The following is a 12977-nucleotide window of genomic DNA, read 5'->3' as shown; positions in this document are numbered from 1 at the left end:
GCTCACCCGCCCAGCCGCGGCAGGGCCGCGTCGATGGTGAAGCGCAGGAACGGGTCGTCGGCGAACCGCGTGCGGGCGGCCCGCAGCAGCGGGGCGTGCTCGGCGCCGGCCAGCGGCAGCAGCGCGTCGACGGCGGCGGCGACCACGTTGGGGTGCCGGTCGGCGGAGATCATCTCCACCAGCCACCGCACCGCCTGCGGGCTGGGCAGGTGGGCCAGCACCATGGCGGTCAGGATGCGCACGTCGGGGTCGGGGTCGAGCACCAGCTGCGCCAGCAGCGGCAGCACGCCGGTGGGCATCGCCGCCAGCGCCTCCACCACGGCGGTGCGCAGCGCGGCGTCCTCGCTGCGCAGGTGCACCGCCAGGCCGGCGGCGACCTCGGCGCTGTCGTGGGCGGCCAGCACGGTCAGCGCGGCCTCGCGCACGGCGGCGTCGCCGTCGTGGACCCGTTCCAGCACCGCCGGGATCGCGGCGCCCACCCCGCCGAGGCCGAGGACGGCGCGGCGCCGCCGTTCGGCGTCGGCGTCGGCCAGCGCCGCGATCAGCAGCTGCGGATCGGCGCAGGCGGCAGGCGGCGGGGAGCCGGTGGCGCGGCGGACGAGGGCCATGGTGTTTCCTTCGGCAGAGCAGGGGGGCCGCTTTAGCGGACCCAGTCGATGAGACGGGAGGCGATCAGGTGGTTGGGCAGCACCGCGGTGGCGCCGCCGCGGCGGACCAGCTCGCCGGGCATGCCCCAGACCACGGCGGTCTCCTCGGCCTCGGCGATGGTGCGCCCGCCGGCCGACTTGACCGCGGCCATCTCCCCGGCGCCGTCGTCGCCCATGCCGGTCAGCTGCACGCACACCAGCCGCTGCGCCTCGACGACCCGGTGGGCGGAGGCGACCAGCCGGTCCACGCTGGGGTGCCAGCGGTAGGCCGAGGACGCCGGCACGCACTTGACCACCAGGCCCGCCGGGCCGCGGGCGATGAGCACGTCGGCGTCGCCCCGCCCGACGTAGATGTGGCCCGGATGCATCGGCATGGGCCGGACGACCTCGTGCACGTCCAGCGCGCAGGCGCCGTCCAGCCGCTGGGCCAGGGCCGTGGTGAAGGAGCCGGGGATGTGCTGGGCCACGACCACCGGGGCGGGGAAGGAGGCCGGAAGCCGCGACAGGATGTCGGCCAGCAGGGCCGGTCCGCCGGTGGAGGCACCGATGATCACCAGATCGGCGGGCGCGGCCTGCGTCCGGGCCGCCGGGGCGCGGGTGCGCCGGGCCGGAGCGGCGCTCTCGGCCGCCCGGGCGCGCTGGGTGCGCAGCCGGGCCGTCAGGCCGCCGGCCCGGCGCACCCGCGCCCCGGCGGCCGCGCGGACCTTGGCCACCAGCTCGGCCGCGACGTCCTGCAGATTCAGCGAGACCGTGCCGCCGGGCTTGGCCACGTAGTCCACCGCGCCGACGGCCAGCGCCTCCAGGGTGACCAGGGCGCCGTCCTCGGTGAGGGAGGAGACCATGACGACGGGCCGCGGATCCTGGCGCATGATCTCGTTCAGGCACGTCAGGCCGTCCATCTCGGGCATGTTGACGTCCAGGGTGACCACGTCCGGCTGGACGCGCCGGAGCTGCTCCAGCGCGTCCAGCCCGTTGCGGGCCGTGTGCACCTCGAACTCGCCCGTCTCGGTCAGGATGCGCTTGATGACCTTGCGCATCAGGGCCGAGTCGTCGACGACGAGAACGCTCGTGGCGGGCATGACGGACGTGTCCTCTCAGGCGGCCTTGCGCGCCGACCCGGAGGCCACCCGGCCCAGCGCCTCGGTCTGCCCGTCGGTGAGCAGCTGGTCGGACCGGACCAGCATGAGCATCCGCCGCTCCTCGGGCAGGTTCGCCACCCGGGTGACCAGCCGGGCCTGCTCGGCCGAGAGCTCCGGAGCGGGCTCCAGCACCGACTTGGCCACCCGGGCCACCTCGGCGACCGAGTCCACCACGAACCCGGTCCGCACCCCGCCGATGATCAGCACCACGATGCGCTGCCGGTCGTCGCGCGCCGAGCGCTCCAGCCCCAGCCGGGTGCGCAGGTCCACCACCGGCAGCACCGTGCCGCGCAGGTTGACCAGTCCTTCGACGAAGTCGTACGTCCGGGGCACGCGGATCAGCGCCTCGGGCACCCGGATGATCTCCTGCACCGCGTCCACGTCGACGGCGTACTCCTCGGCGTCCAGCCGGAAGACGACGAACAGCTCCTCGTCCCCCCGGCCGTCGTCCGACAGGTCCATCTCCGCTTCCTCTCCGGTCGTCTCGTCGGTGTCCTGCTCGTCGAGGTGGGCGGCGAGCTCCGCGCGCAGCGCCGCCGAATCGAACATGCGCTCGATGCTCAGGACGGACACCAGGCGCCTGCCGTCCTCCAGCCGGCACACCGAGGCGACCTCGGTGGTCCGCCCGGCCGCGTTGACCACGTCCGGCAGCGGCGCCACCAGGTCGTGCGGCACCCGCAGGACCTCCCGCACGGTGTCCATGACCACGCCGACCACGCCGCCGCCGTCCAGCGACACCACGACGATGCGGTTCTGCGGCTCCAGCGGGGTGACCTCCAGCCCGAACACCCGGCGCATGCTCAGCACCGGCAGCAGCCGGCCGCGCAGGTCCATGACGCCGAGCACGTGGACACCCGCGTTCGGCACCCGGCTGACCTCCTCGGGAGCCTGGACGATCTCCTGCACCTGGTCGATGGGGAGCGCGTACTCCTGCCCGTCGACGGTGAAGCTGACCAGTTCCAGGGTGTCGGCCAGGTCGTCCAGCACGGTCTCCTCGGCCGCGGCCGCGACCTGCCGGTCCCGGTCGCGGTCGCGGCGGCGGGCCAGCAGCGCGAACTGGCCGCCCACCAGGCGGTCCACGTCCAGGACGGTGGTCATCCGGTCGCCCTCGGACTTGATGACCCCGACCAGGACGTCGGAGCGCACGGTGGCCTGGATCGTGTCGGCGGGCTCGACCGCGTCGCGGTCGACGCTGATCACGCTGGCCACCCGGTCGACCACGAACCCCAGCGGCACCCCGCCGTCGACCACGATCACCCGGGTCGTCTCGTCGTGCTCGGCGTCGGCCAGCGCGCAGCAGGCGCGCAGGCTCACCACCGGCAGCACACGGCCGCGCAGGTTGGCCAGACCCTCCAGACTGGCCGGGCCGAGCGGGACCCGCACCAGGGCGGGCATCCGGATGATCTCCTGCACCCGGTTCATCGGGAAGGCGTAGCGCTCGCCGTCCATGTCGAAGGTGACGTAGTCGGCGCCCTCCGTCTCCTCCTCCGTCTCCTCCCGCACCTCGGCCCCGGCCGTCGCGGCGTCCTGCCGCTCATCCGGGCCGAGGACGGCCGCCGCGTCGTCGTCGAGTTCACTCATCGCGTTGTTCCTCCCTCGCCGCGCGTCCGTCAGTTGCTGTTCTGCAGGTCGTCGGCGAGCGCCGCGATCTCCTCGACGGCCGCCGCGAGGTCCTCGGCGCCCTGCGCCTGCTGCCTGGCCGCGGCGGCGGCCTGTCCCGACAGCTGGTCGGCCTCGGTGGAGGCCGCGGAGATCTGGTCCAGGCTGGTCTTGACCTGGCCGATGGCGGCGGCGATCTCCTGCGCGGAGTCGCGCACCAGCACGTTGCCGGAACGGACCTCGGCCATGTCGCGCTCGATCTCCACCAGGCGGGCGGTGGTGGCCTTGGCGGCCTCCACCTCCGTCAGGGCCTGCCGGCTGGTCTCCTCCAGGTCGCCGCGGACCTCGACGATGCGGTCCTGCACCGCCTTGACCAGGTCCTTGATGCGGTCGGCGTTCTCGGCCGAGTCGCGCGCCAGGTTGCGGATGTCGGTGGAGACCACCGCGAACCCCTTGCCGAACTCACCGGCCCGCGCCGACTCCACCGACCCGTTGACGGCCAGCATGTTGGTCTGGATGGACACGTTCGCGATCGCGTCCACGATCTTGTCGATGCGCCGGGACACCAGTTCCAGCTCCACCACCTGGCGGGCGCTGTCCATGCCGGCGCGGGCGGCCTCGGCGATCGCCTCGATCGTGGTGTCCACGGCCTCCTTGTTCTCGGCCAGCAGCACGAGCATGGTGCCGGCCTTGTCCACCGCGGCGCCGCCGCGGGTCTCGGCCAGCTCCGCGCCCTGCTCGATCTGGGCCAGCGCGCCGGCGGCGTCCTGGGCCTTGGCCGCGGCGCTCTGCGCGCCCGAGGAGATCTGGCCGATCGCGGTGGAGATCTGGGTGGCGGCCCGGTTGATCTCCTCCACCGCGGCCGACAGCTCCTCGGCGGCCGAGGCCACCTCCTCGGCGCTCTTGCCGATGTCGGTGCTGGTGCGCAGCCCGTCGGCGATCTCGGCCAGCTCCTCGGCGGCCTGCTCGCTCTGCTGCAGCGCCGCGCCCTGCTGGCCGACGGTCTGCAGCGACTCCTCGGTGGCGGCCGACTGCTGCTCGGCGGCGGCGGCGATCTCCTCGGAGCGGACCTTCGCGTCGGCGGCGGCCTTCTCCGCCTGGATCGCGGCGGCGGCCATCTCGGCCGCGCCCTCCATGATCTGCGTCATGTCGGTGCGGATCTGGTCCAGCTGGGCGGTGATCGCCTTGCCCTTCTCCACCTCGCCGCGGGCGGTCTCGGCGGACTCCTGCACGCCGGCGGCGACGGTGTTGACGCCCTGGCGCACCTCGTCGATGAGGTCGCGGATCTGGCGGGCGCTGCGCTCGCTGGTCTCGGCCAGGGTGCGCACCTCGTCGGCCACGACCGCGAAGCCCTTGCCGTGCTGGCGGGCGCGGGCGGCCTCGATGGCGGCGTTCAGCGCCAGCAGGTTGGTCTGGTCGGCGATGTGCGCGACCGTCTTGACGATCTCGCCGATCTCGTCGGCCTGCTTCTCCAGCTCGCTGATGACCGTCACCGAGGCCGCCTGCCGCGCCGAGGCGCTCTCGACGTTGCGCAGCATGCCGTCGATGCCGGTCTTGGTCTCGGTCAGCAGGCGCTGCAGGGCGCGGCTGAGCCCGTCGATCCTGTCGGTGGCCTGCTGCTGGACCTTGATCCGCTCCTCGACCTTGGTGACGACGGCCAGGCTCTCCTGGGTGGCGCCGGAGGCCTCCTCGGCGCCGGTGGCGATCTGCTGCATCGCGTCGCGCAGTTGCCGCGAGGCCTCGGCGGCCTGGGCGTTCTGCGCGGAGATCTCGGCGGTGGCCGCGGCGATGCGCTCGGCGGCCTGCTGCTGCTTGGCCACCGAGCGGGCCTTGCGCCGGGCGGCGTCGCCCTCACCGCGCGCGGTGCCCGCGGGCCGTACGGCCTCGAGGTCGACGGCGGCCTTGGCGCCGTTGAGCGAGCGACCGTTCGGTGAGCTCGTGAGAGGCATGTCTTCCCTAACTCCTCGGATATCAGCCAGACCCTCGCCTGGACGGAGGCCGGCGCCGCGCTGACGCGTCGGCGAGATTTCCGGCCGCCCGGATCGGATGCGGCCGTGAGCGCCGGCGAGGTCACGGAAGATCTCTGACGCTTCCGCGACCGGATGCCCCTGGCTGCTCGATCCTCTCCATCGGCATGATCTCCGCGCCGATCCAGGGGCGAAAGTCCTTTACCGACCGGTAGGTTTCCACGGGGCGGTCCTGCTCCCGGTCCTGCTCCCGGCCTCGCGCATCGGACCCTGCGCATCGGACCCTGCGCATCGGACCCTGCGCGAAAGTCCTCAACCCGCAAGCGGGGTCCGCCGATCGTGGCGGTGGCGCCCGGACCGGGGAGCGGGGCATCGAGGTCCTGCCGGCGCCGGCGCCCCGGCCCCGTCGTCGGGGTCTTCAGCCACCGATCCGCCGAGGAGACAGCCCTGATGACACTTCCCGTCCCGCCGCCCGGCGCGGGCGCCGACGTGTACGGCGTGAACAGACCCTCGCTCGCCGACGCCCGGACCGCGCTCAACGCGGTCTACGGTGAGCGGGCCGCCGCCGCGCTCTGGCCGGTCCTGCTGGAACGGGCCCGTCTGACCGGTGCCGAAACCGGCTCCCCGGCGCTGGAGCGGCTCATGGAGGCGATGAGCGGACACCACCCCGTCACCGCCCTGTGCGCCAGATCCCTGACCATCCGGCTGTACAGCTACCAGCGGCTGTCGGCGATAGACGAGACCGACCGGAGCGCGGAATGAACACCGACCTGAGCTCCCTGTCCGGCCTGGCCCGGCTCACCGAGATCTCCCGCTACGACCTGGCCGCCCCGGAGCTGCGGACCGCCCTGGACGATGTCGCCCGCCGCACCGCGGCGCGTCTCGGCCAGCCGATCTCCCTGGTCACCGTCGTCCTCGACACCGCCGAGCTGGTCGTCGGCTCCCACGGGCCGCTCGGCTGGATCGCCGAGACCGGCGGAGCGCCGGCGGAGTGGGCGTTCTGCGCCCAGCTGGTCCGCGACGGCCGCCCGTACGTGGTCCCGGACCTGGCCGCCGACCCGGTCCAGCACGACAATCCGGTGGTCTTCCGGGACGGCGCGCGCAGCTACGCCGGGATCCCGCTGGTCTCGGCGAACGGCCATGTCCTGGGCGGGCACTGCGTCGTCGGCGTCGAGCCCCGCCGTTACGGCGAAGCCGACCTCGAGGTCCTGCGCCGGGGCGGCGAAGAGGCGCTCGCCCTGCTCCGGCGGTACCGCGACGGCACCGCCGAGGCCGGCTGAGACGGTCCGGGGCCGGCCCGGGACGGGCGGCTCTCCGCGGCGGCGGCCGGGCCCTTCCGCTCAGGTCCGGCCCTTTCCCGTCGATCGTTCGGCGAGGAGCGCCGTACCGGCCGCTCCCGCCCCGACCGGCGGCCCTCCCGTGCGCGGCGGGCCGAACGCGTCAGGAGTCGCCAGGTGAGAGGTCGCGCCGGTCAGGTGCCGCCGGCGGTGTGCGCGCTGTCCACGGCCCTCGTGGTGCTCGCGGTGTCGGTGCCGTCCACCGTGGCCGAGCCGCTCCCCCGCGCGGCGGCGACCGGATCTGCGGCCCGGCCGGCGGCGACCGGCGCTCCGGCCGCCGGGACCGCACCGGCGGACGTGCCCGGCGACGGGCTGAACGTGACGATGGACGTGCTGTACGCCACCGGATCGGCCGCGGGAGCGCCCCCCGAGGCCGCCGGCGGGACGGCCGGGGAGGGGACCGGCGGGACGGCCGCCGGAGCGGTCCCGGACGGCGCCGCCGCGAACGCCGCCGAGGGGACGCGCACCGCCGCCGCGAACGCCGCCCAGGGGACGCGCGCCGCCGCCTCCCGCGCCCAGTGCCGCGACACCGCCTACGCCCTGGCCGGATGGCGCGTCAAGGGGACCGCCGACTGGTACTACAACCCCTCCGGCGCGCCCGCCGCGGTCTCCCGCACGGCTCTGGCGGCGATCGGCTCGGCGGTCCGCTCCCTGGTCGGCGCGAGCAACGAGTGCGGCCTGCCGGCCCCGTTCAAGGCCGGCCAGCGCTACCGGGGCGCCACGAAGCGCACGGCCGCCGTCTCCACCTCCTCGCGGACGGCCTGCGGCACGGAGGACGGCCACAGCGTCGTCGCCTGGAAGCGGCTCGGCTCCACCGCGCTCGCGGTCACCTGCACGTGGACCCGCTCCGGCCAGGTGGTCTCCTCCGACATCGTGATCAACACCCGGTACCGCTGGCACACCACCCGGCAGAGCCGCTGCGCCTCCTCCTTCGACCTGGCCTCGGTGCTGACCCACGAGTGGGGCCACGCGTTCGGGCTCACCCACGTGTCGCCGTCGCAGCACGGCACCCAGGTGATGGCCTCGACCATCCCGGCGTGCTCCTCGGTGCGGACCCTGGGCGCGGGCGACCACCGCGCCATGCGCACGCTGTACGGCGTGCGCTGACCGCGACCGCCGCGGTCAGGCCCCCTCGCCCGCCTCGGCGGGCTCACCGGCGTCCGCGTCGCTGCCGTCACCTCGTGCCTTCCCGCCGGCACCGTCCCTCCCGTCACCCGGCGCGTCGGCGTCGTCCCCGTCACCTGGCGCGTTCCCGTCGCTCCCGTCACCTCGTGCCTTCCCGCCGCTCCCGTCGCCCTCGGCGGCGAGCCGGGCCGCGCACGTCTGGATCCGCATCGTCACCGTCGTGCCCTCCCCTTCCCGCGACTGCAGGTCGAAGGTGCCCGAGTGGTTGGCGACGATGCTGCGCACGATGGACAGCCCCAGCCCGGTGCCGGGGATCGACAGCTCGGTGGCGTTGGAGGCCCGGAAGAAGCGGGTCGACAGCCGCTGCATCTCGTCGGCCGGGATGCCGATGCCGGTGTCGGAGACCCGCACCACCCCGTAGCCGTCCTCCAGGGCGACCCGCACCTCCACCCGCCCGCCCGCCGGGGTGAACTTGACCGCGTTGGACAGCACGTTGATCATGGCGCGGTCGAGCTGGTTGGGGTCCCCGTCGACCATGAGCGGGTCCTCGGGGCGGTCGGCGGTCAGCTCGACCCCGGCCTTGGCCGCGGCGGGCCGCATGGAGATGACCGCGCCCTCCACGACGGCGCACAGGTCCGTGCGCTGCTTGACGGTGCGGAAGGCGCCCGACTCGATGCGCGAGAGCGTCAGCAGGTCCTCGATGAGCAGCCGCAGGCGGGTGGTGTTGCGCTCGATGGCGTCGAGCATGCGGTCCTGGACCGGGTTGACGTCCCCGGCGTCCTCGTCGCGCAGGATCTCCAGGTAGCCGGAGATGCTGGTCAGCGGTGAGCGCAGTTCGTGGGAGATGCTGGACATGAAGTCGGTCTTGGCCGCGTCCAGCGCCCGCAGCTCCTCCACCAGCTCCCGTTCGCGGCCGTACAGGCGGGCCTGGTCCAGGCCGCGCCCCAGGTCGGCCCCGACGCTCTTGACCGCCTCGATCTCCTCGGTCTTCCAGGGACCGCGGGAGGGGTCCCGGGTGAGCAGGATCGTGCCGAGCAGCTGCCCGCCCGTCCCGAAGGGCACGAAGAGGTACTGCACGTCCCCCAGTTCCCGCAGGGCCCGGACGGCCGCCTCGGGCACGTAGGGGGGCGGGTCCAGGGTGGACCCGCTGGAGGCCGCGCCCTGCAGGTAGAGCCGCTCGGCCTGCTCGGCGGGGATGGCCACGGTGGCGGTCTCCTGCTCGACCAGCCGCCCGCCCGACCACTCCAGCTCCGCGGGGCCGATCATGCCGTCCCGGACGAACCGGATGAACACCCGGTCGGCGGGGAGCCGGGCGCCCAGGAGCGCGACCGCCTCCCGGACCACGGCGTCGGCGTCGAGGGTCTGCCGGATGCGCGCGGCGGTCTCGTGGGCCACCTCGGCCAGCCGGGCGCGCTCCTGCTCCGCGCGGCGCAGCCGGTCGCTCTCCTCGGCGAGCGTGTTGATCGCCGTGCCCAGCTCGCGGATCTCGGTCGGCCCTCCCACGTCGGGCATCCGGGTCTCGTGCTCGCCGGCGGTCAGCCGCCGCAGGGTCTCGCCCATGGCCCCCAGCGGCGGCACCAGCGCCCGGTAGGTGCGCAGGGCGACGAGCAGGGCCAGCACGACGGCGGCGAGCACGAAGACGACCACCCCGGCCAGGCCCCACAGGCGCTCGCGGTTGCTCTCCTCGTACAGGGCCGCGGTCCGGCGTCCCAGGTGCCTCTCCAGCGCGTCGCCGGCGCGCAGGATCGCCTCGTAGCGCACCCGGCTGCCCTCGGCGTACCCGGGGGCCTCCGGATCACCGTGCCGCAGCCGCTCGGCCTGGGCGGCGTAGGCGAACCAGTCGGCGACCCGGTGCTCCAGGTCGCCGACCAGCCGGCGCTCCTCGGGCCGGTCGGCCTGCGTGACCAGCGCGTCCAGGAACGCCGCGTAGGAGCCCTTGGCCTGCAGGTAGGTGGTCTTGGGCTGCGCGAAGAGCAGGTGGTTGCGCAGGCCCCGGGTGGCGTCGCCCATGGCCGAGCGGAGCTTGAAGTTGTTCAGCCGGAGCGGGACGTTGTACTCCACGAGCCGGTCCAGGGCGGCGCCGTGCCGCTGCGACTCGACCGCCGCGACGACGCCGGACAGCAGGACCAGGGAGACGAGCAGCGCGAAGGCGTGGCGCAGGGCGTTGCCCACACTGCGGTTCAGCCACTTCATCGCTTCTTTCCTCCCGCGGGCCCACCCTGGGCGGAGAACCCCTCCCGCGTCATTACCCCCCACACCTGCTTCGTACGGCGCAGCGCCGCAAAGATGCCCTGCACCCCCCACCAGGCGTTGAACTGGCGGTATCCGACGTTCTCGGCCAGCGCGGCCAGCGCGGCGGCGCCCAGGTCGCGCCAGCGGGTGTAGCGGTGGAAGGCGTACTCCTCCACGGCCAGCGCCACGAAGGCGACCAGCAGCGAGTACCCGTAGGAGGCGAGCATGACGACGCCGGCGAAGGCCAGGTCGACGGCGCCGACCAGCACGCCGAGCGGGACCAGGACCAGGCCGCTCACGCTCACCAGCGGCGCGCAGAGCTCGAAGATCACGTAGTACGGCAGCGCGATCATCCCGATCCGCCCGTAGCGGGGGTTGCCGAACATCCCGCGGTGCTTCCAGGCCAGCTCGGCCAGCCCGCGCGACCAGCGGCGCCGCTGCCGGGCCAGCACCGCCAGCGAGGACGGCGCCTCGGTCCAGGAGACCGGTTCGGAGACGAACACGATCCGGTAGTCGCGGCCGCGGTCCCTCATGTACCGGTGCAGCCGCGTGACGAGTTCGGCGTCCTCACCGATCGAGTCGGGGTCCAGTCCGCCGATCTCGACGACGACGTCGCGCCGGAACAGGCCGAACGCCCCGGAGATGATCAGCAGGCCGCCGAGCCGCGACCAGCCGGTACGGCCCAGCAGGAAGGCCCGCAGGTACTCGATCACCTGGATGCGGACCAGCCAGGAGCGCGGCATCCGCACCTTCGTGACCCGGCCGGCGACCACCTCGCAGCCGTTGGCGATCCGGATCACCCCGCCGGTGGCGACGACGCGCAGCGGGTCGTCGGCGAAGGGCTTGGCCACCGAGAGCAGGGACCCGGGGTCCAGCAGGGAGTCGGCGTCGACCATGCAGACCAGCGGGTGCCGGGCGAAGTTGATGCCCACGTTGAGCGCGTCGGCACGTCCGCTGTTGGCCTTGCGGACCACCAGCAGGGACGTCGGGCCGGCGGCGGGGACGTGCGTGGACAGCACCCGGCCGCGCGTCGGGATGTCGTCGGGCAGCACCCGCTCCACCTCGACGAGACCGTACTCCTCGCGCAGCCGCTCGAACGTGCCGTCGCGGGAGCCGTCGTCGACGACGACGATCTCGAAGGCCGGGTAGCGCAACGAGAGCATCGCGCGCACCGCCTCCACGATGCCCGCCTCCTCGTTGTACGCGGGCATGATCACGGTGATGGCCGGGTTGAGCGGGTTGGCGTAGATGTCGTCGTAGCCGGTGAAGGCCAGGCGCCGGTGGTAGTGGACCGAGTCCCAGGCCGCCAGGGCGATGAGCACCAGGTAGCTGGTGTTGACGCAGACGAAGTAGACGACCACCGCGCCGCTGCAGGCGGCCAGCAGCCACCGCACGCCGCCGGCGAGCGCGTCCAGGACGGCGGGTGCGTCCACTGCGCCCGAGGCGGCGAGCGCAGCCGCGCTCACGGCGCCGGAGCCGGCCTCGCCAGGCGCCCCTCGGCGAGGGCCAGGACGGCCAGGGCCTCCCGGGCGTGCCCGGCGGCCCGCACGCCCAGCGCCCCGCCGGCGACCTCGCGCAGCGCCGCCTCGGCCGCCGGGCCGAGGCGGGTCAGGGACAGGGCGGCGTTGTGCGCGACCCGGTAGTGGTAGTCGGGCAGCAGCGCGCGCAGCGCCGGCACCGCGCCGGCGGCCCCGATGTCCCCCAGCGCGCCCGCCGCCTCCGCCCGCACGGCCTGCGGGTGGGCCAGCCCGGTGGCGTCGGTGAGCGCGGCCAGGCACGCCGGGGTGCCCAGCCGGCCGAGCGAGCGCGCGGCCCGCGTCCGCACGTCGACGGACGGGTCCACCGACAGCGCCCGGACCAGCGCCGCGACCGAGCCGACGGAGCCGATGAGGCCGAGCACCTCCGCGGCCAGGGCGCGGACCGCCGGATCGGGGTGCGCGAGGGCCCTGCCCAGCGCCGGCCGGGCGGCCGGGCCGATCCGGATCAGCGACTGGGCGACCAGGTCGAAGGGGACGCGCCCGCCCTCGGCCAGGCACTCCAGGAGCGGCCCGGCCGCCTCGGGGGCGCCCACCTGCCCCAGCGCCCGCGCGGCGACGGCCCGCACCTCGGGGTTGCGGTCCGCCAGCAGGCGGACCAGGGCGGGGACGGCCTCGGCGTGGCGCATGAGGCCCAGCACGTGGGCGGCGGCGGCGCGCCGTACCGCGCCGCGCCGGGTGAGGTCGCACAGGGCGTCCCGGGCGATGCCGCGCTCCTCGAACAGGCGCACCAGCGCCGCGTGGGCGTGGCCGCTGACCTTGCCGAGCAGCGAGGTCGCGCTGGGCTGGACCGCCTTCCAGCGGCGCCGGTCCAGCGCGGCCAGCCGCCGGAGCGGCTCGCGGACGTCGGCGTCGCCGCCGGTGAGCTCCATCAGGTAGGGGCGGGCCTCGGCGGCCAGCCGCGCGTCGTGCCGGGCCCTGCGGCGGCGCACGACGCGGCCCGTGACGATCACCGCCCCGAGCATGCTCACCGCGTACAGCAGCAGTGCCAGTGTGAGCCGGACCAGGTCGGCCGTGCTCAAGCCCGCGTCCTGGTCAGAACGGACTGGACGCGCTCGGCGAGCACGCGCGGGCTGAACGGCTTGACGATGTAGTCGTCCGCACCGGCGGTCAACCCGTTCTCCACGTCGCTCTCCTGGGCGCGGGCGGTGAGCAGGATGATCGGCAGCTCCGCCGTCCGCGCGTCCCGGCGCAGTTCGCGGCAGACGTCGATGCCCGACATGCCGGGCATCATGACGTCCAGCAGGACGATGTCGGGGTCCTTCTCATGGGCCATCCGCAGCGCGGAGCGGCCGTCGCCCACGGGAATGACGGTGTGGCCGCTCTGCTCCAGCTTGAAGACGACGAGGTCGCGGATGTCGGCGTCGTCCTCGGCGATGAGAATGATGGCCATCGC

11 protein-coding genes are annotated in these 12977 nt (G+C 74.5%); 3 read left to right on the top strand and 8 right to left on the bottom strand.

Annotated features, from left to right (window positions below; genetic code table 11):
* Nucleotides 1-2: 2 nt before the first annotated feature.
* The 4 genes from HS045_RS31110 to HS045_RS31095 are packed head-to-tail and all read right to left on the bottom strand — an operon-like array spanning nt 3 to nt 5334.
* Entirely contained in the window at nt 3-608 is a 606-nt protein-coding gene (locus tag HS045_RS31110; RefSeq protein ID WP_196455183.1) for a HEAT repeat domain-containing protein, read from the bottom strand.
* A 32-nt stretch (nt 609-640) separates the two neighbouring features.
* Nucleotides 641-1726: a chemotaxis-specific protein-glutamate methyltransferase CheB gene (cheB, locus tag HS045_RS31105; RefSeq protein WP_196455182.1), complete on the bottom strand. Its 1086-nt coding sequence runs from the start codon at nt 1724-1726 to the stop codon at nt 641-643.
* 15 nt (nt 1727-1741) lie between these two features.
* Complete coding sequence (locus HS045_RS31100) at nt 1742-3367, bottom strand: chemotaxis protein CheW (RefSeq protein ID WP_196455181.1); 1626 nt, start codon at nt 3365-3367, stop codon at nt 1742-1744.
* Between the two features lie 29 nt (nt 3368-3396).
* Nucleotides 3397-5334 (bottom strand): methyl-accepting chemotaxis protein, encoded by a 1938-nt coding sequence (locus HS045_RS31095; RefSeq protein ID WP_196455180.1) that lies wholly within the window; start codon nt 5332-5334, stop codon nt 3397-3399.
* Nucleotides 5335-5802: 468 nt separating this feature from the next.
* Between HS045_RS31095 and HS045_RS31090 the strand changes: the two genes are divergently transcribed.
* From HS045_RS31090 to HS045_RS31080, 3 genes are all read left to right on the top strand, one after another.
* Complete coding sequence (locus tag HS045_RS31090) at nt 5803-6114, top strand: hypothetical protein (RefSeq protein ID WP_196455179.1); 312 nt, start codon at nt 5803-5805, stop codon at nt 6112-6114.
* Entirely contained in the window at nt 6111-6632 is a 522-nt protein-coding gene (locus HS045_RS31085) for a GAF domain-containing protein (RefSeq protein ID WP_196455178.1), read from the top strand. Before HS045_RS31090 ends, HS045_RS31085 begins: the two co-directional genes overlap by 4 nt.
* Nucleotides 6633-6806: 174 nt before the next feature.
* Nucleotides 6807-7796 (top strand): matrixin family metalloprotease, encoded by a 990-nt coding sequence (locus tag HS045_RS31080; RefSeq protein ID WP_196455177.1) that lies wholly within the window; start codon nt 6807-6809, stop codon nt 7794-7796.
* 15 nt (nt 7797-7811) lie between these two features.
* Here HS045_RS31080 and HS045_RS31075 read toward each other — a convergent pair whose 3' ends face one another.
* Genes HS045_RS31075 through HS045_RS31060 form a run of 4 tightly spaced genes read right to left on the bottom strand, consistent with a single transcriptional unit; the run spans nt 7812 to nt 12974 of the window.
* The gene (locus tag HS045_RS31075) at nt 7812-10007 is read right to left on the bottom strand and encodes an ATP-binding protein (protein WP_196455176.1); all 2196 of its coding nucleotides are present in this window, start codon (nt 10005-10007) and stop codon (nt 7812-7814) included.
* Nucleotides 10004-11512, bottom strand: coding sequence for a glycosyltransferase family 2 protein (locus tag HS045_RS31070; protein ID WP_196455175.1), 1509 nt, complete (start codon nt 11510-11512; stop codon nt 10004-10006). The genes HS045_RS31075 and HS045_RS31070 overlap by 4 nt, the downstream gene beginning before the upstream one ends.
* On the bottom strand, nt 11509-12603 hold the full coding sequence (locus HS045_RS31065) for a HEAT repeat domain-containing protein (protein WP_196455174.1): 1095 nt from the start codon (nt 12601-12603) through the stop codon (nt 11509-11511). The genes HS045_RS31070 and HS045_RS31065 overlap by 4 nt, the downstream gene beginning before the upstream one ends.
* On the bottom strand, nt 12600-12974 hold the full coding sequence (locus tag HS045_RS31060; protein ID WP_196455173.1) for a response regulator transcription factor: 375 nt from the start codon (nt 12972-12974) through the stop codon (nt 12600-12602). Before HS045_RS31060 ends, HS045_RS31065 begins: the two co-directional genes overlap by 4 nt.
* Nucleotides 12975-12977 lie beyond the last annotated feature (3 nt).

It is taken from the genome of Planomonospora sp. ID82291 (assembly GCF_015711645.1).
In the GTDB taxonomy this organism is placed as follows: Bacteria; Actinomycetota; Actinomycetes; order Streptosporangiales; family Streptosporangiaceae; genus Planomonospora.
Note: the sequence above shows the minus strand (reverse complement) of the source record. Positions and strands in the feature narration are given on the sequence as shown.

Excerpts from the sequence above, each read along its gene's own strand:
- HS045_RS31095 (WP_196455180.1), bottom strand. The coding sequence starts at position 5,334 with ATGCCTCTCACGAGCTCACCGAACGGTCGCTCGCTCAACGGCGCCAAG.
- cheB (WP_196455182.1), bottom strand. The coding sequence starts at position 1,726 with ATGCCCGCCACGAGCGTTCTCGTCGTCGACGACTCGGCCCTGATGCGC.
- HS045_RS31090 (WP_196455179.1), top strand. The coding sequence starts at position 5,803 with ATGACACTTCCCGTCCCGCCGCCCGGCGCGGGCGCCGACGTGTACGGC.
- HS045_RS31110 (WP_196455183.1), bottom strand. The coding sequence starts at position 608 with ATGGCCCTCGTCCGCCGCGCCACCGGCTCCCCGCCGCCTGCCGCCTGC.
- HS045_RS31085 (WP_196455178.1), top strand. The coding sequence starts at position 6,111 with ATGAACACCGACCTGAGCTCCCTGTCCGGCCTGGCCCGGCTCACCGAG.
- HS045_RS31100 (WP_196455181.1), bottom strand. The coding sequence starts at position 3,367 with ATGAGTGAACTCGACGACGACGCGGCGGCCGTCCTCGGCCCGGATGAG.
- HS045_RS31075 (WP_196455176.1), bottom strand. The coding sequence starts at position 10,007 with ATGAAGTGGCTGAACCGCAGTGTGGGCAACGCCCTGCGCCACGCCTTC.
- HS045_RS31060 (WP_196455173.1), bottom strand. The coding sequence starts at position 12,974 with ATGGCCATCATTCTCATCGCCGAGGACGACGCCGACATCCGCGACCTC.